16 protein-coding genes, 2 pseudogenes and 1 riboswitch are annotated in these 23,938 nt (G+C 66.2%); of the genes and pseudogenes, 8 read left to right on the forward strand and 10 right to left on the reverse strand.

From position 1 onward, the window contains the following. Positions 1-60 precede the first annotated feature (60 nt). The 3 genes from DL544_RS17145 to DL544_RS17155 all read right to left on the reverse strand — a co-directional run bounded on the left by DL544_RS17145 (position 61) and on the right by DL544_RS17155 (position 1,628). Positions 61-561 carry an RNA polymerase sigma factor gene (locus DL544_RS17145; protein ID WP_065178353.1) on the reverse strand — a complete coding sequence of 167 codons (501 nt, stop codon included), beginning with the start codon at positions 559-561 and terminating at the stop codon, positions 61-63. 84 nt (positions 562-645) lie between these two features. Further along, the gene (locus DL544_RS17150; RefSeq protein WP_081275746.1) at positions 646-1,101 is read right to left on the reverse strand and encodes a hypothetical protein; all 456 of its coding nucleotides are present in this window, start codon (positions 1,099-1,101) and stop codon (positions 646-648) included. Between the two features lie 35 nt (positions 1,102-1,136). Continuing rightward, positions 1,137-1,628, reverse strand: a complete 492-nt coding sequence (locus DL544_RS17155) for a hypothetical protein (protein ID WP_005419076.1) — start codon at positions 1,626-1,628, stop codon at positions 1,137-1,139. Positions 1,629-1,812: 184 nt separating this feature from the next. Between DL544_RS17155 and ppa the strand changes: the two genes are divergently transcribed. Both ppa and DL544_RS17165 read left to right on the forward strand, forming a co-directional pair. Continuing rightward, on the forward strand, positions 1,813-2,349 hold the full coding sequence (gene ppa, locus DL544_RS17160) for an inorganic diphosphatase (RefSeq protein ID WP_005410935.1): 537 nt from the start codon (positions 1,813-1,815) through the stop codon (positions 2,347-2,349). 152 nt (positions 2,350-2,501) lie between these two features. Then, positions 2,502-3,622, forward strand: a pseudogene (locus DL544_RS17165) (HDOD domain-containing protein). A 68-nt stretch (positions 3,623-3,690) separates the two neighbouring features. Here the strand turns inward: DL544_RS17165 and DL544_RS17170 are convergent. The 6 genes from DL544_RS17170 to thiC all read right to left on the reverse strand — a co-directional run bounded on the left by DL544_RS17170 (position 3,691) and on the right by thiC (position 13,231). Further along, a complete protein-coding gene (locus DL544_RS17170; RefSeq protein ID WP_032954496.1) occupies positions 3,691-3,900 on the reverse strand; it encodes a hypothetical protein in 210 nt (69 codons plus the stop codon). Between the two features lie 166 nt (positions 3,901-4,066). Continuing rightward, positions 4,067-6,937 (reverse strand): TonB-dependent receptor plug domain-containing protein, encoded by a 2,871-nt coding sequence (locus DL544_RS17175; protein WP_032954497.1) that lies wholly within the window; start codon positions 6,935-6,937, stop codon positions 4,067-4,069. Between the two features lie 49 nt (positions 6,938-6,986). Next, positions 6,987-7,886: a helix-turn-helix transcriptional regulator gene (locus tag DL544_RS17180; RefSeq protein ID WP_053497516.1), complete on the reverse strand. Its 900-nt coding sequence runs from the start codon at positions 7,884-7,886 to the stop codon at positions 6,987-6,989. 115 nt (positions 7,887-8,001) lie between these two features. After that, positions 8,002-10,320 (reverse strand): winged helix-turn-helix domain-containing protein, encoded by a 2,319-nt coding sequence (locus tag DL544_RS17185; RefSeq protein ID WP_065185348.1) that lies wholly within the window; start codon positions 10,318-10,320, stop codon positions 8,002-8,004. Between the two features lie 259 nt (positions 10,321-10,579). Then, positions 10,580-11,251, reverse strand: a complete 672-nt coding sequence (locus tag DL544_RS17190) for an ion channel (protein ID WP_050562719.1) — start codon at positions 11,249-11,251, stop codon at positions 10,580-10,582. A 135-nt stretch (positions 11,252-11,386) separates the two neighbouring features. Beyond that, positions 11,387-13,231 carry a phosphomethylpyrimidine synthase ThiC gene (gene thiC, locus DL544_RS17195; protein WP_139727624.1) on the reverse strand — a complete coding sequence of 615 codons (1,845 nt, stop codon included), beginning with the start codon at positions 13,229-13,231 and terminating at the stop codon, positions 11,387-11,389. Between the two features lie 82 nt (positions 13,232-13,313). Continuing rightward, a riboswitch (TPP riboswitch) is annotated at positions 13,314-13,414 on the reverse strand. Positions 13,415-13,638: 224 nt separating this feature from the next. Here thiC and DL544_RS17200 point away from each other — a divergent pair. After that, positions 13,639-15,216, forward strand: coding sequence for a BCCT family transporter (locus tag DL544_RS17200; RefSeq protein WP_065178347.1), 1,578 nt, complete (start codon positions 13,639-13,641; stop codon positions 15,214-15,216). Positions 15,217-15,773: 557 nt separating this feature from the next. Here the strand turns inward: DL544_RS17200 and ggt are convergent. Beyond that, entirely contained in the window at positions 15,774-17,492 is a 1,719-nt protein-coding gene (gene ggt / locus DL544_RS17205; RefSeq protein WP_065196510.1) for a gamma-glutamyltransferase, read from the reverse strand. A gap of 686 nt (positions 17,493-18,178) precedes the next feature. Between ggt and ilvC the strand changes: the two genes are divergently transcribed. The 5 genes and pseudogenes from ilvC to DL544_RS17230 all read left to right on the forward strand — a co-directional run bounded on the left by ilvC (position 18,179) and on the right by DL544_RS17230 (position 23,934). Beyond that, positions 18,179-19,153, forward strand: coding sequence for a ketol-acid reductoisomerase (gene ilvC / locus DL544_RS17210; protein ID WP_053499062.1), 975 nt, complete (start codon positions 18,179-18,181; stop codon positions 19,151-19,153). Between the two features lie 39 nt (positions 19,154-19,192). Then, positions 19,193-20,928, forward strand: a pseudogene (ilvG, locus tag DL544_RS17215) (acetolactate synthase 2 catalytic subunit). Further along, a complete protein-coding gene (locus DL544_RS17220) occupies positions 20,912-21,163 on the forward strand; it encodes an ACT domain-containing protein (protein WP_005419108.1) in 252 nt (83 codons plus the stop codon). Before ilvG ends, DL544_RS17220 begins: the two are co-directional and overlap by 17 nt. A gap of 96 nt (positions 21,164-21,259) precedes the next feature. Further along, the gene (locus DL544_RS17225) at positions 21,260-22,351 is read left to right on the forward strand and encodes a threonine dehydratase (RefSeq protein WP_053499063.1); all 1,092 of its coding nucleotides are present in this window, start codon (positions 21,260-21,262) and stop codon (positions 22,349-22,351) included. Beyond that, on the forward strand, positions 22,348-23,934 hold the full coding sequence (locus tag DL544_RS17230; RefSeq protein WP_065178345.1) for a 2-isopropylmalate synthase: 1,587 nt from the start codon (positions 22,348-22,350) through the stop codon (positions 23,932-23,934). Before DL544_RS17225 ends, DL544_RS17230 begins: the two co-directional genes overlap by 4 nt. Positions 23,935-23,938 lie beyond the last annotated feature (4 nt).

The raw sequence follows: 23,938 nt of genomic DNA on the forward strand, positions 1-23,938 counted from the left end.
CCGCATCCACGGTCCAGTGATCAAGACGTCTGCGCGAAGGCCAGCCCCAAGCCGGCGCGCTCATCGACCGCTGCGCGCCCAGGCCAGGCGCTGCAGCGCGGAGCGCACATGATTCTCGACGGTGGTCACCGACACCCCCAAGCGGCGTGCGATCTCGGCCTGGGTGAGGCCCTGCAGGCGGTTGAGCCGGAAGATGGTGCGGGTCGGCTCCGGCAGGTGACCCGCCGCATCGAGCACCCGCTGCAGCTCATCCTGTGCCATGGCCTGCTCCTCGGTGGAGATCACCTCGTCGGCCCCCCACAGGTAGTGGTCGACCAGCAGCCGGTTGCGGCGGCTCGATTCGCGGCCGTGGTCAGTGGCAAGGTTGGCGGCCAGCCGATACAGATAGGCCCGCGGGTTGCCGATCGCCTGGCTGTCACCGACCCCACGGGCCTTGAACCAGACCGCCTGGATCACGTCCTCGGCGCCGTTGTCGCCCCCGAGGATGCGCTGCACCCGGCGCAGCAGCGCGGGCCGCTCGCGGATCAGCAGCTCAGTGAGGGAGGCAGCATTGGAGGACATGCGCGGAGCCGGGACGACAGACGGGAGGCACCGCGCATGCTACTCCGGTAATGCGAATAAGTCACATTCGTATCGTTGCCGGGACTACAGGCAATCAACCAGTGCGTCGTACGTATTGGCAGTCGTGCCGGGCAGCGGCGCGTGCAACGCATCGAACCCGTCCCCCGTTTCCCACACCTGCAACAGGGTTTCCAGGCGTGTTCCGGTTGCCAGCGGCAGCACGCAGGCATAGCGTCCGCGGTTGACCGTGATCAGGCCGCTGGACTTTACCCTGGTGTTGCTACCGGCGAAGGTCCATACACACTGGACAACCACCCCCGTGGCCTGGTCCACGGAACAGCGCAGGCGCATGGCCCACAGATTGATGTACTCGCCCTCGCAGAAGGTATCGCCACATACCTCATCGAAGCCACGCACCAGTTGCCGCTCGGCAGCAAGGAAACGCTCGTGGCCGCCCCCCGGGCCGGCGTAATCCCGCGCATCGACGAACGCAGGCGCAGCCTGCGCGACACCGGCGCACGGCAGGCTGACAGACAGCACGCCACACAACAGCCAGCATCTACGGAAGCTCCCCATCAGCCCACCCTCCCCTGCGTGCGCAGGCATTCAGGCAACCCATCGAAGATGCCGTGGTCAAGCCCAGGCAAAGGCGCGGTCAGGCCGCCCGGCGCTTCCAGGGAGGCGTAGAACGCGTCGACGGGCACCCCGGGCTGCATTTCGACCGGACAGACCCAGCTCCCGTTGTCGATCCGCACGTGTCCCGTGTCGGGCTCAACCTCCAGCTCGCTGGCGGCCACCACCCAGACACAGCGCTGCACGGTGCCGCGGTGGGCGAGCACGGCGCAGCGGAACTCCATCACCCGGTAGTTGCTGTAATCACCTTCACACAAGGTGTCGGCACACCATGCGGCGAATTCGCCGGCGACCGCGTCCTCCAGCGCAAAGGCACGGTCCCATCCGGCCTCGTCGGAGGGATAGTCAATCAGGTTGACATGCAACCCGCGCGCGAGCGCGGGCAGCGGCGCCAGCAGCAGCAAGGCACAACAGCCCAAGCGGTTCCAGTTCATGGCAAGTCTCCTTGGCAAGGACGTCCAGCCTGCCGCGGGGACCGGGTCGAACCCATCGGGAAACCCCGCTCTGGCTCCTCCGCCATGGCCGAGCACCCAGGTCGGCCCTGCCCTACCCTGCACAGCGCCCGGCAAAGGCATAAAATGGTGAGCTATCCGTCTATATCCCCACCTGGAGCACACCATGGGCCTGGAACTCGTCTCGCCCGGCAAGAACCCGCCGGAAGAAATCAACGTCATCATCGAGATCCCGAAGGACTCGGAGCCGGTGAAGTACGAAGTGGACAAGGAAACCGGCGCGATCTTCGTCGACCGCATCCTGTCCACCCCGATGCGCTATCCGTGCAACTACGGCTACGTGCCGAGCACCTTGTGTGGCGACGGCGATCCGGCCGACGTGCTGGTGGTGCTGCCGCTGCCGCTGGTGCCGGGCTCGGTCGTGCGCTGCCGTCCGGTCGGTGTGCTGAAGATGAGCGATGAGGCAGGCAGCGACGAGAAGATCCTGGCCGTGCCGGTCTCGAAGATCTTCAGCGGCTACGCCCACGTCGAAGACATCGCCCAGGTCTCGAGCCACTGGCTGGAGCGCATTGGCCACTTCTTCGAGCATTACAAGGATCTGGAGAAGGGCAAGTGGGTCAAGCTGGACGGTTGGGGTGGCGCCGCTGAGGCCAAGCAGATCCTGATCGAGGCGCACCAGCGCCATCTCGACAGCAAGGCCTGAGCCTGAACCGCATCGCTCCGGCGATACCCTGTCGGAGCGATGCGGGTCACGTTTCATGACGACGGCACATCACTCTTGCTGCCGTATTAGGTAAATTGCGTCACTTCACACGTCATCGACATCCATCGTCGAGACAGCCAGGGGAACGTGTCGTGCGTATTCTGCTTGTTGGGGATGCAGCCAGCCTGCCGGCTGAGCTGACCGAATTCATTGCCGATCTTGGGAAGACTGGCAGCCGCTGACCGCCGCCGATGGCCAGACCGCGATGACCGCGGTGGCCACGCAGGGCGTGGACGCGGTGATCGTCTGCCCGCAGTTGCCCGATCTCAATGCCACCACGCTGCTGGGCCAGATCCGGACACTGCGCCCGGAAACCATCCGCATCGCGCTGGTCGATGCACACCATGGCAACCGCCCGCCGCCGGCGCGCCTGATCGGTGTCGCCCACCGCTTCCTGCCGCTGCCGCTGGCGCCGGAAGTGCTGCTGGAGGCATTGACCAGCCTGGAAGAACTGCGCGAAGTGCTGGACAGCCCGCGCCTGCGCGATGCCATCGGCCGTATCGAGAAACTGCCATCGCCACCGCACCTGTACCTGAGCCTGACCCAGGCCCTGGAACATGACGACGATACCGACAGTGCCGATGTGGCCAAGCTGGTCGCCGCCGATCCGGCCATCGCGGCCAAGGTGCTGCAGCTGTCGAACTCGGCGTTCTTCAGCCAGGGCCGCACCATTGCCGACCTGCGCACCGCAGTCACCCGGCTGGGCCTGGCCACGCTGCGTGACCTGGTGCTGGCCAGCGAAGTGTTCTCCGCGCCGACGCTGTCGGCTGCCGAGCGCAACTCACTGCAGCAGCGCGCCCTGCTCGCCTCCCGGCTGGCCGCGCGCCTGCTGCCCGAGTCCAGCGCCGAACTGGGGGCGACCGCCGCACTGCTGGCCGACATCGGCCTGCTGCTGCCCGGCGTGCGCAACGAGCGCAGCGAGCCCGCGCTGGCCGGCGATACCCGCCCAGGCCATGCCGAGGCCGGCGCCTACCTGCTGGGCCTGTGGGGCCTGCCGATGCCGATCATCGAAGCGGTGGCCTTCCACCTGCAGCCGCAGCGCGCCAACACCCGCAGCTTCTGGGTGACCGGCGCGGTGCACGTGGCCCTGGCGCTGGTCAATGGCGATCCGGTGGACGAGGACTACCTGCAGCGTGCAGGCGTGCTGAACAAACTGCCGCAATGGCGCGAGCACGCCAATGCACTGATGGGACTGACACCCACTGACGCCTGAGCGGCACGCGGGCGCCTGCCTCCGCCTCGCATGAGGGCGCGTCCAACGGACGCGCCCTTTTTCCTGTCTCAGCGCTGCGGACAGGCGTCCAGCACGCACAGACGCCATTGGCGCTCGCACAGGGCCGGGGCGTTGCCCTTGGCCAGGCACTCCAGCCGGAATTGCTCGCAGTACACACCGCCGCCGCAGACGATGATGTTCTGTGCGGACAGCGAGCCCACCAGCGTTGCATAGATCAGGACTGCGGCCGATACCTGGCGGAAAAGCGTGCGCTTCATATCCATCTCCCAGTGTCCGGTATTGGACGCGCCTACTGTGCTGAATGTGACAAGAGCAGACAGTGACTGCACTCACCTTCTCGACATGATCAGAATTTCCTTACAGAAATGAAAAGGGCGGACCTTGCGGTCCGCCCTCCTCGTTCTGCTATCGCACTTCGATGGATCAGAAGCGCTGGGTGTACTTCATGTACAGGAAGCGACCCACGTCGAAGCCGCCGTAGTAGGCGAAGCTCGAGTTCGGCTGGGTGAACATGATCGGACCCTTATGGTCGAACACGTTGTTGGCGCCCAGCGCGATGGTGGCATCCCACGGTGCCTTCCAGCTGACCTGCAGGTCGTGGAAGGTGTTGGAGCCGGTCTTGCGCAGCGGCGACTTCTCACCGTTCTGGTAGCGGTCGGCGTCGTCGCACGGACGGTTGGCCACGCAGGCTTCGTTCATGCCCGAGTAGTAACGCGCGGTGTACGCCACGCCGAAGTCACCCTTCGACCAGGTCAGGCCCAGGTTCGAACGCACGCGGAACAGGCCCGGCTCACCCACACGGCCGATGGTGATGTTGTCACCGTCAGCGTTCTGGCCCTGCTCGTCGTACTTGGCCAGGTAGCTCGTCTGCCAGTCGATCGCGAACTGGCCGATGGCCAGCTCCGGCAGGCGGTACTTGATGCCCAGGTCGTAGCCCTGGGTTTCCATCTGGCCGAGGTTGGCCAGGCCGTAGGTCATGCCGTTGATGTGGCCATCGCCTGCACGGGTGTGTGCGGCGCAACGCGAAGCATCGCCCAACACGTAGCAGTCACGCAGGATGCGGTCGACGCTGTCAGCGATGATCATGTCGCTGATTTCGTACTTGTACCAGTCCAGCGAGATGTCCAGGCCCTGCACCCAGCGCGGGCTCCAGACCAGGCCGATGGTGGTGCTCTTGGAGGTTTCCGGGGTCAGGTTCGGGTTGGCACCCGAGATGAACTGGTCCGGCGTCGCACACGGGGTCGAGGTGCACGGAATCAGGCCCTGGCCCAGCTGGGTGTAACCAACCGGGACGCCCGCCGCCGAGCAGGCCGCGTTGCCGTTGACCGAACCCGGCGCGGTGATGCCGCACGGATCGGTGTACGACTCGAAGCTGCTGCTCAGGCCACCGTACAGGTTGTCGATCGTCGGAGCACGGAAGCCCTCAGCCCAGGTACCGCGAACCAGCAGCTCGTCCAGCGGACGCCAGGTGAAGCCGAACTTGGAATTCAGGGTGTCGCCGAAGTTGCTGTAATCCGAGTAACGGGTCGCAGCATTCAGGGTCAGTTCCTTGGCAAACGGCATGTCCGCCAGGACCGGCACGTTCAGTTCCAGGTAGACCTCGTCCAGCGAGTACTCACCCTGAGTGGTCTGCGCGCCCAGGCCGGTGGACTGGCCCGACTGCGCGAAGGCGTCCGGCGAGAAGCGGCCTTCTTCCTTGCGGTGCTCGACGCCCACGGCGAAGCCCAGGTCACCGGCCGGCAGGGTCACGATCGAACCCGACAGGTTGGCGGTGAAGCTGGTGGTCTTGGTCAGACCGGTATCGGTGAAGTACGGGAACAGGAAGTCCTGGGTGGCCTGGTCGGCCAGCGAACCGGCACCGGCAACGCCGAACGGCAGCAGCGGGTTCCACGGACGGCAGCCGCTGGTGGCGAGCGGATCGGACATGCTGGTGCCGCAGCGGGCGACGCCATCAGCACCGATGAACGAAGCGCCCAGCGCCTGTTCCGATGCGATCAGGCTCATGTCGCCGTGACCACGCTTGGTGGTTTCGTTGCGGTTCCACAGCGCGCCGACGTCCCAGTCGAAGGTCTTGCCGGCGAAGTCGAAGAAGCCGCTGATGCTCGGGGCGAAGCGCAGGGTCTTGACCTGGCTTTCGGTGGTGCGCGGCACTTCCCACAGACGGCGTCGGAAGGTCAGGTCTTCACCGGTCGGGTTGAACGCGCTGTCGGCCGACAGCGGGGTGCCGAAGGACGCCGACTGGTACGGATAGCCCGCGATCTGCTGGGTGGTGTTGCGCTCGTTGTAGAGCACGTCAGCGTTGAACGAGATCGCGTCGGTGAAGTCGTAGTTGCCGTTGACGTACAGCGACTTACGCTCGATACCGGTCTGCACCATCATCTGCTCGTTGGCATTGACGGCGTCAGCAGAGGTTTCCAGACGGTAGTCGGCGCGGTTGGCCGGGTTGCCGCCGTCACGCAGGGTGTACCAGCGCTGGTCGCTCGGGCCGACATAGCCCGGCTCGCCCTGCTTCAAGTTCGGGGTGACGCACGGGTCGCAGAAGCCACCCTTCTGGTTGATCGGGCTGGCGCCCGAACGCGGGTAGTTCGGGCCGGCGTTGCCGTCACGGCTGAACCAACGATCCTTCGCCCACACCGGATCCTGCTTGGAATACTCGGCGGACATGGTGACACCGCCGCGCTCGCCCATGCTGCCGAGGGTGAAAGAATAGGTTTCGGTGTCGCCGTCGCCCTTGCCGTACTGACCGACATAGACGCTGGCTTCAGCGCCGTCGAAGCGCTTGCGGGTGATCACGTTGACCACGGCCGCGATGGCGTCCGAACCGTAGATGGCCGAGGCGCCATCCTTCAGGATCTCAATGCGCTCGATGGCCGCCATCGGGATCTGGCTCAGATCCTGGTAACCGGCGGTGGTTGCGCCCAGGCGCTTGCCGTTCATCAGCACCAGGGTGCGCTGGGCGCCCAGGTTGCGGATGTCGACGTAGTAGCCGCCCACGTTCTCGCCCGAAGCCAGCGACTCCGAACGCGAAATGGCCGGGGAACCGGCCGAGGTCAGGTTCTGCAGGACGTCAGCAACCGAGGTGTAGCCCTGCTTTTCCAGGTTCTCACGGCTGAGGGTGACGATCGGCTGCTGGGTTTCAACGGCAGCGCCGCGGATGCGCGAGCCGGTGACCGAAATGCGGTCCAGGTCGGTGGTGCCCTTTGCTTCCTGCGCCGAAGCAAAGGCCGGCGCCAGCGCCAGCGCAATGCCGGCCGGCAGCAAGCCGAACCGCACTGCGGGATTACGAACGTTCATCTATCTCTCCAAGGTACGTGTTAGCAGCGTGTTAAAACACCCCAGCACGTTACGATTGCGTTGCAGCGCTGTATTTGCGCGAACCAACCGGAGACTTTGCGGATTGTGGCGGGAGCAAGCCGCCGTTCTCCCTGAAGCGCGATGCGGACTGGCCGTAGCGGGCGCGGAACGCACGCGCGAAGCTGCAGCAGTTGTCGAAACCGCTGGCGGCAGCGACCTCGCCCACCATCATGTCGGTGTCGCGCAGCAGATCAGCGGCGCGTTCGAGGCGCAGTCGTGCCGAAAGCGACTGCGGGCTTTCCTCGTACAGGCTCTGGAAGGTCTTGGACAGGTACCAGCTGGAGAAGTTGGTCAGCTCGGCCAGTTCGCCGATGCGCACCACCCGGTGGCTGTTGCCTTCCAGATAGAGGCGCGCGCGCTGCATGCGGCCGAACACCTGGCGCTTGCGGCTGCGCGAGCGGCCCGGGCAGCGCTGCACGTTGTCGGCCAGGCCGCGCTGCAGGCCCGCGAGGTGCAGCAGCAGCGGGCGCAGGGCCTGTGCCGGCTGGCCGCTGGCCAGCGCGTCGCGCCACAGGCGCAGCGCCACGCGCGCATCAGTGCGGTTCATCCGGCCACGACCTGCATACAGGCCGCAGTCGGCCATCTCGGTCAGCACGCGAAGCGCTTCGATGTTCAGGTTCAGGCCAACGCACAACCCGTTGCGACCGGCCTGCACCAGCGGCCGCGATTCCTTCTCGAACGCGATCCACTCGCCCTGGCGCAGGCGGAAGCGCCCTTCCTTGGCCTCGACCCACGAGCTGCCACGCACCTGCATCCAGACAGTGAAGCTGGAGCCGGCGGTCTGCAGGCTGCCCAGCCGGGCCACGCCCAGGCAGGTCGGTGCGACGTCGTCGAGCGACCGGTCCAGGGAAACAGTTTGGCCGCGATCGGCCAGCGAGAGTTGACGCATGGGGGCACCACGGATTTGCCTAGTACAGGACTCCGTTTTGCCAAATCAGGCGGCACTGCGTCAGGAAGGTCCGACGAGATCGCCACGAATTCGCGACGAGATCCCGACGAAGAAATTACGAAGGCCCATTTCCCTTGAACAACAACAACTTGGAGAATGCGGGGAACAGTGCAGGCGGGCGTTCGGGCAACCGCATCACGCCGATGTCAGCGCCATCGCTGACCGCCATCGCCACGAACAGGTCCTTTCCGTCGGCGCTGGCACTGAGCCCGTTGCCGGCGCTGAGCCGTTCTGCGTCCAGGCAACGTTCCGGCTCCTCGCGGCCGGGCTGGATGCGCACGAAGGTGGTGCCACACGTGGTCGAGGTACCGAGGTAGCCGATGCCGCTGTTGCCGGTCACGGTCCAGGCCCGGTATCGCCAGCGGCTGGGCCGGTCATCGCTGATCTGCTGCACGCTGGCCGGGGACAACGCGGCATCCGCCGACCACAGGCCACCGGCGGCCAAGCGGGTGAACAACACGCGGCCACTGCTCCGGTCAAAGCGCGCCTGCGACACCCCATCGATGCTGGCCAATCGGCGCCAGGGCTGGACGCTGCGATCGAACAGGCTCAACCGCGTGCGCTGGTCGGCATCGCGCTCGACCACAAACAGCTGCTGCGGCGAGGCGCCATACAGTGCCTGCAACGGCTGTTCGGCAGGAACCGGCAAGGGTTGCAGGCGTTCATCGCGTGGCGCGATTTCATAGAGCACCGTGCGCCCATGCGCATCGCGGCCAACCACGAGCAACTGCCGGCTGTCGGCCGACCAGTCAGGCGCCTGCCGCGCTTCCGGCCGCAGCCCTTCGATGGGACGCAGCGAATCCGGTCGCTGCATGTCCGCCCACCACAGGGCGAAGCTGCCGGAACGATCGGAGGTGAAGACCAGCTGGCGGCCATCAGGCGCTGCCATCGGCTGCCCATCGCGGCCACTGGAGGCGAACAGTCGCTCGGGCGAGCCGCTGCCCTGCATCGGCACCTTGAACACGCCGAACTGCGCGCGCCGGTGGACGAACGCCAGCATGCCACCGCGTCGCGACACCGCTGGCCACTGCGCATCATCCAGGCCGGCATCGCGCAACGTGTGCCGCTCGACGTCCAGGTAATAGAGCCGCGCCTCGCTGTCGACGCGGCGACCGAAGACGATGGTGCGGCCATCGTCCAGCCAGGCCCAGCCGCGCAGCTCTGCCGCTTCGTTGGTCAACTGCTCGGGCGTACCGCCTGCGGCTGGCACCCGCCACAGATCACCCAGCTGCGGGTTGCGCACGAACACCAGCCATTGCCCATCAGGCGAATAACGCGGTGCGTAGTCGAAGTCATCCTGGTCGACGCTGTAGGCCAGCGCGCGCCACTGGCCACTGGCCAGGTCCAGCACGCGGATGCCACGGTGCGCGTAGCGACCGACCATGCTGCCGAACACCAGGCCACGCCCATCTGGCGTCCAGTCGAAACTGAGCAGCTCCGTGCCATCGCAGCGTGTGGCCTGGCGCAGTGCGCCACCGGTGGCGCTGGCGATCAGTACCTGGCAGCCGCCGTCGGCGGAGAACCGCGCGAAGGCGATTTCGCGACCATCCGGCGACCAGTTCGGGAAGCGATCGACGGCACCGGCCGGTGGCGCCAGCAACTGGCGCGCCGGTGCGTTGCCGGAGGTCTGCAGCTTGATCGCGCCACCGCCGTTGCCATCCTCGTTGGCGCCCTCATAGGCCACCAGCGAACCGTCCGGTGACAGCGTGGGATAGGTTTCGAAGCCGCTGGTTGCGGTGATCAACCGATACGGTCGCTGCGGGCTGCCGATCACCCGCGTACCGTTCTCCACGGCAGCCTCCACCGGCGAGCTGCCGGCCGGTGCACGACGCAGCAGCAGCGTGGTCAACACCAGCAGCGTGGCCAGCATCAACACGCCCAGCACCAGCAGCACGCGCCGACGGATATGGCGCCAGCGGCGGCGCGCTGCCTGTGGATGCGCAGGCAACGCAGCAGTGGTCACCGGCTGCGCGGCCATGCCTTCGTCGTCGGGGACGCCTGCGGCCACGGGCTCGGCATCGTCCAGCACCTGCACCGGGACCAGAAGCCGATAGCCTGTCTTGGCGATGGTTTCGATGTAGGCCTGGCCGTTGTCGTCGTCGTTGCTGAACGCCTTGCGCAGCTGGGTGACGGCCTGGGTCAGCACATCGTTGGTCGGCAGCGTGTCCGGCCATACCTCGGCGAACAACTCGTCGCGGGTGACAACGCGACCCGGCTGCCGCAGCAGCACGCGCAGCACGCCCAGCGCCTTCGGCGTCAGCCGGCGCGGGCGACGCGCGCCGACGACCTCGACTTCGCGCGAGGACAGAGTGACGGTGCACTCTCCTATCCGGATCCGATCGGATACCGGGAACTGGATTTCGCTGCTGTTCATTTTCTGCTACACAGTAGAGACAGGTCCCGGGCAGTGTTTGCCTTCGATACCGCCCCGTCCTGGGAACAGCGAAAAGCCAGACTCCGCACAAAGCATCGGCGCATACCGCAAAAACAATCGAGCGCGCGAATACTAGCCTATGCAAGTTACCTCGCCTATCGCGTGGTCGACATCAGGCTCTCTCTCGCCGACGCATTCACATAATTTGCGACATCATTCGCGCCCTATCGGGCGCGAAATTTTTATCTGGCGTTCATTTTCACATGCGCCGCAACATGGTCAATCCGACCAGCCGCGAAACCACCAAAGCCACGTACATCACGCCGGAAAACTGCTCCAGCATGACCAGTGCGCGTGCCTGTGGATGCAACGGCACGACGTCACTCAAGCCGACGCCAGACAGCAAGCTGAAGCTGAGATAAAGCAGCTCCATCCAACTGCGCTGCGAGCCTCCGCCGGTGCCCTGGAAGCTGCCCGGGTACCACTGCTGGCATACCGCGAATGCGAACGCAAATGCCCATGCAAGCAAGGTGAATGTCGCGCCTGCGGCGAACAGTTCGTCGCGGGTGACCTTGTGGTCCTGGAGCATGTAGGCAATCAGGGCGCCGGCCGTATAGAAGTACAGCAGGCTCTCCAGCAACTGTGCGGTGGTCAGCAGTGCGCTGCGGTCGAGCAATGCACCGGCCAGCGAGAACACCACCGACGGGATGGCCAGCAGCAGTGCCAGCCAGGTGCCCAGTGGGCTGCGCTGGACCACCCACAGCGCCAGGCCCAGTACCGCCATGCCGAACATGCCCAGCGCCGCGCGGCCGGCAGCGGTGTCATCCAGCGCGGGGTAAAGCAGCACCGCGATCAACTGGGCACCCAGCAGCCAGGCCGAAGGATGACGGCGGGCAATGGCCAGCCAACGGGTGGTCATGGCAACGGGCATGGTGTCCTTCCCCAGGGTGATGCGCGGAGCATAGCGGGGAGCGGCGTGATGAGCGGTGGTGCCGGCCGCTGGCCAGCACTCCTCCCGGCCCCTGCACAACCGGCCGCCGGCCAGCGGCCGGCACCCGGCTGCTCGTCATCCCTGGTGGTAGACCTCTGCGCCAGCCGCGCGGAACTCCTCCGACTTCTCCTTCATGCCGGCTTCGGCGTAGTCACGCACATCCTGGGTGATCTTCATCGAACAGAAGTGCGGGCCGCACATCGAGCAGAAGTGGGCCAGCTTGTGCGCATCTTTCGGCAGCGTCTCGTCATGGAACTCCTTGGCCTTCTCCGGATCCAGGCCAAGGTGGAACTGGTCTTCCCAGCGGAACTCGAAGCGCGCCTTGCTCAATGCGTTGTCGCGAACCTGCGCCCCCGGATGGCCCTTGGCCAGGTCGGCTGCATGCGCGGCAATGCGATAGGCCATGATGCCGTCGCGCACGTCCTGGCGATTGGGCAGGCCGAGATGCTCCTTCGGCGTCACGTAACAGAGCATGGCCGTGCCGAACCATCCGATCATCGCCGCGCCGATCGCGCTGGTGATGTGGTCGTAGCCCGGTGCGATATCGGTGGTCAACGGCCCCAGCGTATAGAACGGCGCCTCGCCGCACTCACGCAGTTGCTTGTCCATGTTCTCCTTGATCAGCTGCATCGGCACGTGGCCGGGGCCCTCGATCATGGTCTGCACATCATGCTTCCAGGCAGTCTTCGTCAGCTCGCCCAGCGTTTCCAGCTCACCGAACTGCGCGGCGTCATTGGCATCGGCGATGCAGCCCGGGCGCAGGCCGTCACCCAGCGAGAAGGTCACGTCATAGGCCTTCATGATTTCGCAGATCTCTTCGAAATGCGTGTACAGGAAATTCTCCTTGTGGTGCGCCAGGCACCACTTGGCCATGATCGAGCCCCCGCGGCTGACGATGCCGGTCACCCGCTTGGCGGTGAGTGGCACGTAGCGCAGCAGCACGCCGGCGTGGATGGTGAAGTAGTCCACGCCCTGCTCGGCCTGCTCGATCAGTGTGTCGCGGAAGATCTCCCAGGTCAGTGCTTCGGCGCGGCCGTCGACCTTCTCCAGCGCCTGGTAGATCGGCACCGTACCGATCGCCACCGGCGAGTTGCGGATGATCCACTCGCGGGTTTCATGGATGTGCTTGCCGGTGGACAGGTCCATCACGGTGTCACCGCCCCAGCGGATCGCCCACACCAGTTTCTCTACCTCCTCGGCGATTCCCGAGGAAACGGCGCTGTTGCCGATGTTGGCATTGATCTTGGTCAGGAAGTTGCGGCCGATGATCATCGGCTCGCTTTCCGGATGGTTGATGTTGTTGGGCAGCACCGCGCGGCCGCGCGCGATTTCATCCCGCACGAACTCCGGGGTGATGATCTTCTGGATCGAAGCGCCGAACGCCTCGCCCGGATGCTGCTGCAGCAGGCCCGCATCGCGGATCGCTTCCAGCCGCTGGTTCTCGCGGATGGCAACGAATTCCATTTCCGGGGTGATGATGCCGCGGCGCGCGTAGTGCATCTGGGTGACGTTCGCGCCTGCCCGTGCACGACGCGGCAGGCTGCGCGCGGGGAAGCGCACGGCATCAAGCTTCGGGTCGTGCTCGCGATCACGCCCGAACGACGAACTCAGGCCTTCGAGCTGCTCGGTATCGCCACGTTCCTCCACCCAGCCGCGACGCAGTGCCGGCAGGCCGGCGGACAGATCGATACGCACGCCCGGATCGGTGTAAGGGCCCGACGTGTCGTAGACCGTGACCGGTGCATTCTCTTCGCCGCCGAACAGCGTCGGGGTGCGGGTCAACGCGATCTCCCGCATCGGCACCTGCAGATCCGGGCGCGAACCGGGCACGTGGATCTTGCGCGAGCCGGGAATGGGCCGGGTCACGGATTCGGAGAGTTGCTGGGCCTGTTGCTGCAGGGCGGAGAGCTGTGCGTTCATCGGGCATCGTCCAGGAAGGTCAGGGACGAAGCGGCGGCGCACGGCACCCGCGCACGGACGGTCCTTGGGCGGAGTCCGGGCACGGCTGCATTGCAAAGCTTCCCTACGCCGGTATGAGCCGGATCAGGTTCCAAGGGACTGTCTCAACCGTGGCCACATGGCCCGGTACCCCCGCTTCTTGGTGTGCATTAGAGCATAGACCGCCCGCCTCCGGATCTGACCCCAATCGCTATTCGTTAACAGAACCATGACGTCGCGTTCAGTAACGTGCACGTCCGTCGCGCTCCCGCGACCGATGCTTCCTTCGCCGCCGACGCGGCCCCTGCCCGGTTCGCGCCGCATGCCGCCGGCCCTTCGCTGCAAGCTCTGCTCGCTCCCCTCAATCCCTTGATCGGAGAAGCTCCTTCATGGTGTTTCGTGTTTCCATCGCACTGGTTCTGATGCTGGTGCTGCTTGCCGGTATTGCACCCGGCCCCTTCAATACCGTGGTGCAGAGCATCCTCGGCGAACTCATCCGCGGTATCGGCTGGCTGTACCTGCTGGTGGTGTTCCTGGCCCTGGTGTTCCTGATGTACCTGGCCTTCGGTCGCTTCGGCAACCTGCGCATCGGCGGCGAAGACGCCGAGCCGGAGTTCTCGCGGGCCAGCTGGATGTCGATGCTGTTCGCCGCCGGCATGGGCATCGGCCTGGTTTTCTGGGGCGCAGCCGAGCCGATCTCGCATTTCAGCAAGCCGCCCGAAGGATTGGCGCCAGAGAGCATGGACGCCGCGCGTGCTGCCATGCGCTATGTGTTCTTCCATTGGGGCCTGCACCCGTGGGCCATCTATGCGCTGATCGGCCTGGCAATGGCCTGGTTCCAGTTCAACCGCAACGGCCGTGGCCAGATCAGCGATATGTTGCAACCGATCATCGGCCGTCACCATCGTGGCTGGATCGGGCATATGGTCAACATCTCCGCGGTCGTCGCCACCGCGGTTGGCGTGGCTACAGCACTGGGCTTCGGCACGATACAGATCGCGGCCGGCGTGGAACGCGTGTTCGGCGTGCAGGCGGGCGTGCCGCTGCAGCTGACCATCATCGCAGTGGCTTTCGTACTGTACATGGCGTCCACGCTCAGCGGCGTCGGCCGCGGCATGAAATGGCTGTCCAACTTCAACCTTGCATTGGCTGCACTGCTGCTCGCGCTGGTGCTGGTACTCGGCCCGACTGGCGCGATCTTCAACACCTTCACGACGACGTTGGGCTCCTATCTCAATCAGCTGGTGACGATGAGCCTGCGCATGTCACCGTTCTCGTCCAGCACCTGGGTCGCGGACTGGACGATCTTCTACTGGGCCTGGTGGATCTCCTGGGCACCGTTCGTGGGTTCGTTCATCGCGCGCATCTCGCGCGGGCGCAGCGTGCGCGAGTTCGTGATCGGCGTGGTGCTGGCACCGACGCTGCTGGGCTTCTTCTGGTTCTCGGTGTTCGGTGGCACCGCGATCTGGATGCAGATCTTCGGCCAGGCCGACCTGCTGCAGGCACTGGGCAACGGCTATGAAACGGTGCTGTTCACCATGTTCGACAGCATGCCGCTGCCGTTGCTGCTGTCGTGCATTGCGCTGGTGCTACTGATGATCTTCTTCGTGACCTCGGCTGATTCTGCGGTACTTGTGCTGGCCAGCATGTCCACGGACGACGCGGGCGAGCCATTGCGCAAGCACAAAGTGGCGTGGGGTGTCGGCATTGCGCTCGTGGCGGGTTCCTTGCTGTTGGCAGGGGGACTGGAGGCGCTGCAGGGCATGATCACCATCGCTGCGCTGCCGTTCGCGCTGCTGATGCTTCTTGTGATGGTGTCCCTGTACCGGGTGCTGGACCAGGAGTACACCCGCGAGCGACGGCAGGCGCAGCGCCAGCGGCACATGATCGATGCGTGGATCGCACGCGAGATGGCGGCGCAGGAGGAGACGCAGGCCGAGGCAGCGCGCGCGCACGATCAGGATTGAGGGTGTTTTGCAGCCTGCGGCTGCACCGCTTTTTCAAGCAAGTGCAAGTGCAAGTGCAGAAGCCAAGGCGGCTCTGGGCTTCTGCTTGCTTGGCGGGGAGGGGGCAGATGGCGGGACACGCCGCAAGTACGTCCCTGTAGGCTCGGCCACGGCATCCATGCCGTGGACGGTCCCGCCATCTGCCCCCTCCCCGCCTCCGACGATCTCCCAGTGACGGTAGTAGATCCACGCCATGCGTGGATCAGGTGTATCGGAAAACAAGAAGGGGTCGGATCCGTTTTCCTTCGGAAAACGGATCCGACCCCAACCCACAGCGCGCGGCTGTCGCTGTTGCCTTTGCTCTTGATCTTCTTCCTTCTCTTCCGTGGCTGACGCGCACGGAAATTTTCGGGGGCGTGCGGGTGGGAGTGGCGGGGGTATCCGCGCCATGGATGGCGCGGCTAAGCCTACAAGGACGTATTTACGGCGTCCCCCGACACTCCCACCCGCACGCCCCAGCGCATGAACCTGCTCCAGCGCTCAGCCGCGAGGGGGCTCAGCCCGGTGGCCGGGAAACCTCAGTACCCCGCCGCCTGCCCGTCCTTGCGGCTCTCCGAAGCCCCGTAGTACACCCCGGTCTCGGGATCGCGCATGATCGCCTGGTACCCGCCGTACGGACCGTCGGCGAACACGATGCGATGCCCCTTGCGCATCAGCGCGCGCACGGTCTCGTACGGGAAGCCGGTTTCCAGATTCACTTCACCACCGTCGGTCATCGCCGTGGCCTGACCCGTCGGTTCAGTCGAGCCTTCGTGCTGGATGCGCGGCGCATCACCGGCTTCCTGCAGGTTCATACCGAAGTCCACCAGGTTCATCACGATCTGCGCATGGCCCTGCGGTTGCATCGCGCCGCCCATCACGCCGAAGCTGGCATACGGCTTGCCCCCCTTGGTGATGAACGCCGGAATGATCGTCTGGAAGGGGCGCTTGCCCGGTGCGTATCCGTTGGGATGGTTCTTCTGCAGCACGAACATCTCGCCGCGGTCCTGCAGGATGAAGCCCAACCCCGGCGGCGCCATGCCGCTGCCCATGCCGCGGTAATTGGACTGGATCAACGAGACCATCATGCCGTCGGCGTCGGCCACCGTCATGTAGATCGTGTCGCCTTCCTCCAGCTGCTTCGGTGTGCCCGGCTGCACTTCCTTCAAGGCCTTGTCCATCGAGATCAGCGCGCGGCGCTGCGCGGCGTACTCCTTGGAGATCAGCTTCTGCACCGGCGCCGGCTGGAATGCCATGTCGGCGTAGAAGCGCGCACGGTCGGCGAAGGCCAGCTTCTTCGCCTCAACGAACAGGTGCACATGCTCGGGTGAGCCGAACGGGATCTTCGAGAAATCGTAGCCTTCCAGCACGTTGAGGATCTGAAGCGCAGCGATGCCCTGGCTGTTGGGTGGCAGCTCCCAGACATCGTAGCCACGGTAGTTGCTGCTGACCGGCTCGACCCATTCACCGTGGTGGTCGGCCATGTCCTGGTAGCTCAGGTAGCCACCGTTGGCCTTGAAGTAGTCACCGATGGTGCGCGCGATCTCGCCCTTGTAGAAGGCGTCGCGCCCGCCGTCGGCGATCTTCTGCAGGGTGCTGGCCAGGTTCGGGTTCTTCCACATCTCGCCCTTGCGCGGGGCGTGGCCGTTGATCGTGAACTGCTCCTTGAAGCCCGGGTACTGCGACAGCTTGGGCACCGAACGGTCCCAGTAGTAGGCGATCACCTCGGCCACCGGGTGGCCCTCGCGGGCGTAGCGGATGGCCGGCGCCAGGTTATCGGCCATCGGCTTGCGACCGAAACGGTCGTGCAGGGCGAACCAGCCGTCGACCGCACCGGGCACCGACACCGGCAACGGGCCGGTGGCCGGGATGTCCTTCAGGCCACGACGCTGGAACTCGGCCAGGGTGAGCGACTTCGGCGAGCGGCCCGAGCCGTTGTAGCCGTAGAGCTTCTGCGTCTTTGGGTCCCAGACGATGGCGAACAGGTCGCCACCGATGCCGTTGCCGGTCGGCTCCATCAAGCCGAGCGCGGCATTGGCCGCGATCGCCGCGTCGACCGCCGAGCCGCCGCCCTTCATCACGTCCAGCGCGATCTGGGTGGCCAGCGGCTGCGAGGTAGCCGCCATCGCATGCGGGGCGATCACCTCCGAACGGGTGGCGAAGGTGTGGCCGGTGATGCGGTCGGCGGCGATGGACAGTGCAGGCACGGCAGCCAGCACGGCGGCGGCGAGCAGGGAGCGGGCAAGGCGTCGGGACACGGTCGGGTTCCGGTGGAAGGTGGTTCCGCGATCTTCGCCGCTGCGGCCTTCATGCGGTATCGGGCAGAGGTCATGGGCGATGGCCTTTCGGTGGGTGCCGACCAGGGTCCGCCCCAGCATGGCGAACAGCGACCCGGAATCCGCGCAAAAAGCGTGTTGAAAGGAGTGAATTCGGGTTCACTGAAACACTTTCAGTGGCAACCATCCTTGCGGCGCAAGCGATTTCGCTGGACTCACTGGAAACCGATAAAAAAACTGTCGTGAGGGTTGACACCGCCAAAACGCCTGTGTTTCTCTCGATCGCATGTTGCATCACAACACGCCACCGCGAACCCACATCGAAGCCGCCGCCATCGGCGCCGCCTCGCTGCGTTCGATTCTTGTGTTCGTACTTATTACCCAACCCACAGGTGCGGGACGAGCCAGCGTGTAAGCAACAGACACACCGGAACTCTTCAAAAACCCGCACCCGCCCCGGTGCGGGTTTTTTCATTTCAGAACCTGGTTTCAGACGCAACCACCATGACCAACGCTCATCGCACAACCCGGACCTGCAGCACCACGCCTCGTGGTGGCTGTGCCTGTGCGATGCGCGGCGCCCCCTCCACCGCTTTCCCCTGACCGGCCGGCACGTCACCTCGACGACCGGCCGTTCTTTTTTCTTCCCACCGCAAGGAACCTCCCCCATGAGCACCAACGACCTGCCCCAGACCAAGATCGCCGTCATCGGCTACGGCAGCCAGGGCCGCGCCCACGCACTGAACCTGCGCGAATCCGGCTTCGACGTGGTGGTAGGCCTGCGTCCGGGCGGTCCGACCGAAGCCAAGGCCCAGGCCGATGGATTCACCGTGGTCGCGCCCGCCGATGCGGTGAAGGACGCCGATCTGGTCGCCGTGCTGACCCCCGACATGGTGCAGAAGAAGCTCTACAACGATGTGCTGGCGCCGAACATGAAGCAGGGGGCGTGCCTGCTGTTCGCCCACGGACTGAACGTGCACTACGGCATGATCGAGCCGCGCGCCGATCTGGACGTGGTGCTGGTCGCGCCGAAGGGCCCGGGTGCGCTGGTGCGCCGTGAGTACGAGATCGGCCGTGGCGTGCCGTGCATCTGGGCGGTCTACCAGGACGTCAGCGGCAAGGCCGCGCAGCATGCCCAGGCCTATGCGGCCGGCCTCGGCGGTGCCCGCGCCAACCTGATCCAGACCACCTTCAAGGAAGAGACCGAGACCGATCTGTTCGGCGAGCAGGCGGTGCTGTGTGGTGGTGCGTCGGCGCTGGTGCAGGCCGGTTTCGAGACCCTGGTGGAAGCCGGCTACCAGCCGGAGATCGCCTACTACGAAGTACTGCACGAGCTGAAGCTGATCGTCGACCTGTTCTACGAAGGCGGCATCTCGCGCATGCTGGAATTCATCTCCGAGACCGCGCAGTACGGCGACTACGTCAGCGGCCCGCGCGTGATCGACGCCGGCACCAAGGCACGCATGAAGGAAGTACTGAAGGACATCCAGGACGGCACCTTCACCAAGAACTGGGTGGCCGAGTACGAAGCGGGCCTGCCGAACTACAACAGGTTCAAGCAGGCCGACCTGGAGCACCCGATCGAAAAGGTGGGCAAGGAACTGCGCGCCAAGATGGTCTGGTTGCAAGGACAGGCCGCGTAACCGCGCGGCCCTCCCCCACCCGCTTTGCAAGGTTCCCCCATGAACTCTTCCACACACCGCAGCGCGCCGCCCAACGGCGCGCGCTGGCTGACCCAGGCGCTGGAGGCCGAAGGCGTCCGCACGCTGTTCGGCTATCCCGGTGGCACCATCATGCCGTTCTACGACGCGCTGGTGGACTCGTCGCTGAAGCACATCCTGGTGCGCCACGAGCAGGGTGCCGCCCTGGCCGCCAATGGTTTCGCCCGCGCCAGCAACCAGGTGGGCGTCTGCGTGGCCACCTCCGGGCCGGGCGCGTCGAACCTGGTCACCGGCATCGCCGATGCGATGCTGGACTCGGTACCGATGGTCTGCATCACCGGCCAGGTCGGCACGCCGCTGCTGGGCACCGACGCCTTCCAGGAACTGGATGTGTTCGGCCTGACGATGCCGATCGTCAAGCACAGCTGGCTGGTGCGCAGCGTCGATGACCTGCCGCGCGTGGTGGCCGATGCGTTCCGGATCGCCCGCGAAGGTCGCCCTGGCCCGGTGCTGATCGACCTGCCCAAGGACGTGCAGCTGGCCGACGCCAGCCATCTGCCGGCCCATGCGCCCAGCAGCGTCGAACCACCGCCGGCGCCGGCCGAGGCCGCCATTGCCGAAGCCATTGCCGCGCTGGCCGCGGCCGAGAAGCCGGTGGTCTACGCCGGCGGTGGCATCGCGCTGGGTGATGCGGTGCAGGACCTGCGCGATTTCGTCGAGGCCAGTGCCATCCCCACCGTGATGACGCTGCGCGGCCTGGGCGCACTGCCAGCCAGCCATCCGCAGTCGCTGGGCATGCTGGGCATGCACGGGACCCGCGCGGCCAACATGGCGGTGCAGGAAAGCGACCTGCTGCTGGTGCTGGGCGCACGCTTCGACGACCGTGCCACCGGCAAGCTGGCGGAGTTCGCACCGTTCGCCCGCGTCGTTCACATCGATGCGGACGCATATGAGATCTCCAAGCTGCGCAGCGCCGATGTCGCCGTGCCCGGCAACGTCGGTCACGCCATCCGCGCCCTGCGTGCGGCCTTCCCCTCCCCAAGGCCCACCAGGACGCATGGCGCAAGTGCTGTGCACAGCATCGCGATCGTTTCGCAGCGCGCTACGACGCACCGGGCCAGCACATCTACGCCCCGGCGCTGCTGAAGCGCCTGAGCGAGCTGGCCCCGGCCGATGCGGTGATCGCCTGCGACGTTGGCCAGCACCAGATGTGGGTGGCGCAGCACTGCCGCTTCAACCACCCGCGCAACCACCTGACCAGTGGCGCGCTGGGGACCATGGGCTTCGGCCTGCCGGCCGCGATGGGTGCGCAGTTCGCCTGCCCCGATCGCACCGTGGTGCTGGTGTCCGGCGACGGCAGCTTCATGATGAACGTGCAGGAGCTGGCGACCATCGCGCGTTGCCGCCTGCCGGTGAAGATCGTGCTGCTGGACAACAGTTCGCTGGGCATGGTGCGGCAATGGCAGGAGCTGTTCTTCGCCGAGCGCTACAGCGAGATCGACCTGTCCGACAACCCGGACTTCGTGGCGCTGGCGCAGGTGTTCGGCATTTCCGCCACCCGCATCGACGCGCGGGATGACGTCGAGGGTGGCCTGGCCGCGCTGCTGGCCGAACCCGGCCCGGCACTGCTGCACGTGGCCATCGATGCACGCGCCAACGTATGGCCGCTGGTGCCACCGAACACCGCCAACAGCACGATGCTGGAAAGCAACCCCGCCCATGCCCGCCAGGAGATCCCCAATGCACTACCGGCTTGACCTGGTGCTGCACCCGGCCGAAGGCGCGCTGTTGCGCGTGATCGGCATGGCCGAGCGCCGTGGCTTCGCGCCGCGTGCGATCAGCGGTGCGCCGGTGGCCGCCGACGATGGCCGCTGGCACCTGCAACTGGTGGTGGATGGCCAGCGCCCGGCGGAAACGCTGTGCCGGCAGATCGAGAAGATCTACGACTGCGTGTCCGTGCAGGTCACCGCCGTGGAAGGAGCATCCGTATGAACACCCGTACCGTAGTGACCACGGTGCCGGTACGGAGGCGTCTTCTTCGCCGCCCGTGCCCGCATGCGGCGGTCGCCTGCACCCCGCTGGTGGCCCATGCCGGCCGCTGATGCCAGCCAGGAAAGCGATGTCGGCGACGTAAGCGTCGCCGACGTACTGGCGGCGCAGGCCCGGCTGCGCCGCTTCCTGCCGCCTACCCCGCTGCACCATGCCGAGCGCTTCGGCACCTGGCTGAAGCTGGAGAACCTGCAGCGCACCGGGTCCTACAAAGTGCGCGGCGCGTTGAACGCGCTGCTGGCCGGCCGCGAGCGCGGCGATACCCGGCCGGTGATTTGCGCCTCGGCCGGCAACCATGCCCAGGGCGTGGCGTGGGCGGCCTACCGCCTGGACGTTCCGGCCATCACCGTGATGCCACATGGCGCGCCGGCCACCAAGATCGCCGGCGTCGCTCACTGGGGCGCCACCGTGCGCCAGCATGGCACCAGCTATGACGAGGCCTACGCCTTCGCGGTTGAACTGGCACAACGCCACGGCTACCGCTTCCTTTCCGCGTTCGACGACGCCGATGTGATTGCCGGCCAGGGTACGGTCGGCATCGAGCTGGCCGCGCACGCACCGGACGTGGTGATCGTGCCGATCGGCGGCGGTGGCCTGGCCTCCGGCGTTGCACTGGCGCTGAAATCACAGGGCGTGCGCGTGATCGGTGCCCAGGTGGAAGGCGTTGACTCAATGGCGCGCGCCATCCGCGGCGACGTACGCGAGATCGCCCCCGTCGCCTCGCTGGCCGACGGCGTGCGGGTGAAGATTCCCGGTTTCCTGACCCGACGCCTGTGCACCTCGCTGCTGGACGACGTAGTGATCGTGCGCGAAGCCGAACTGCGTGAAACCCTGGTCCGGCTGGCACTGGAAGAACACATCATCGCCGAGGGCGCCGGTGCGCTGGCGCTGGCCGCTGGCCGCCGTGTCGCTGGCCGCCGCAAGTGCGCGGTGGTGTCCGGCGGGAATATCGATGCGGGTGTCCTGGCCGGCCTGCTCACCGACATCCGGCCGCGCCCGCCGCGCAAACCACGGCGACGGCGTAGTGAAACCCCGCGCTCGCCCGGCAAGGCCAGCGCCCTCGCGTCCCCCACCTCTTCCCCTTCCCCCCTGCAAGCCGCCGCACCCGCTGTCGAGGAGATTTCCCTGTGACCACCATCGAACGAATTACCACCCCGCGCATCCGCATCTTCGACACCACCCTGCGTGACGGCGAGCAGTCCCCCGGCTGCAGCATGAGCCCGCCGCAGAAGCTGGTGATGGCGCGTGCGCTGGACGAACTGGGCGTGGACATCATCGAGACCGGCTTCCCGGCCAGCTCGCAGTCCGACCGCGAGGCGATGGCGCTGATCGGCCGCGAACTGCGCCGCCCGAGCCTGAGCCTGGCCGTGCTGTCGCGCTGCCTGCAGGCCGACATCGAGACCTCGGCACGTGCCCTGGAGGCCGCAGCCAACCCGCGCCTGCACGTGTTCCTGTCCACCAGCCCGCTGCACCGCGAGCACAAGCTGCGGATGACCCGCGAGCAGGTACTGGAATCGGTACGCAAGCACGTCTCGCTGGCTCGCTCCTACATCGACGATGTCGAGTTCTCGGCCGAGGATGCCACCCGTACCGAGCTGGACTACCTGATCGAAGTCTCGCGCGTGGCCATTGCCGCCGGCGCCACCACCATCAACCTGCCCGACACCGTCGGCTTCACCACGCCGGAAGAGATCCGCGCGATGTTCCAGCAGGTCATCGCCGGCGTCGCCGACGTGCCGAATGCCGCCAATGTGATCTTCAGCGCGCACTGCCACAACGACCTGGGCCTGGCGGTGGCCAACTCGCTGGCCGCCATCGAAGGCGGTGCACGCCAGGTCGAGTGCACCGTCAACGGCATCGGCGAGCGCGCCGGCAACTGTTCGCTGGAAGAGATCGCGATGGTGCTGAAGGTGCGCCAGGCCTTCTACGAACAGGACAGTTCGATCAACACCCCGCGCATCGTCGGCACCTCGCAGCTGCTGCAGCGCCTGGTCGGCATGCCGGTACAGCGCAACAAGGCCATCGTCGGTGCCAATGCCTTCGCCCACGAATCGGGTATCCACCAGCACGGCATGCTGCGCCATCGCGGCACCTACGAAATCATGCGCCCGGAAGACGTGGGCTGGGAAGATTCGCAGATGGTGCTGGGTCGCCACAGTGGCCGCGCCGCCGTCGAAGCACGCCTGCGTGCACTGGGCTTCTGGCTGGACGAAGACGAACTGAAGCTGGTGTTCGAGCAGTTCAAGGGCCTGTGCGAACAGCAGCGCGTGGTCACCGATGCCGACCTGCAAACCTTGATGCAGGGCGGCTCCAACGCGCAGGGCTATCGCCTGGCGTCGATGACCATCAGCGACGTCGGCAGCCGCGCCAATGCACTGGTCGAACTGTCCGACCCGGACGGCAACCGCGTGGCCGAGACCGCGCAGGGCGACGGCCCGGTCGATGCGCTGTTCGGCGCGCTGTCGGCTGCCACCGGCGTGCAGCTGATGCTGGACAGCTACCAGGTGCACAGCGTCGGCATCGGCGCCGATGCGCGCGGTGAAGCCAATCTGAGCGTGCGCCACGACGGCGTGGAGTACGACGGCACCGGCACCAGCAAGGACATCATCGAAGCCTCCGCGCTGGCCTGGCTGGATGTGGCCAACCGCCTGCTGCGCCAGCGCCAGGCCACCGCCCACAGCAGCACCGACGTTCCCGCCCCTGCCACCGCCTGAGGAA

Source organism: Stenotrophomonas sp. pho, assembly GCF_006228405.1.
Lineage (GTDB): Bacteria > Pseudomonadota > Gammaproteobacteria > Xanthomonadales > Xanthomonadaceae > Stenotrophomonas > Stenotrophomonas sepilia.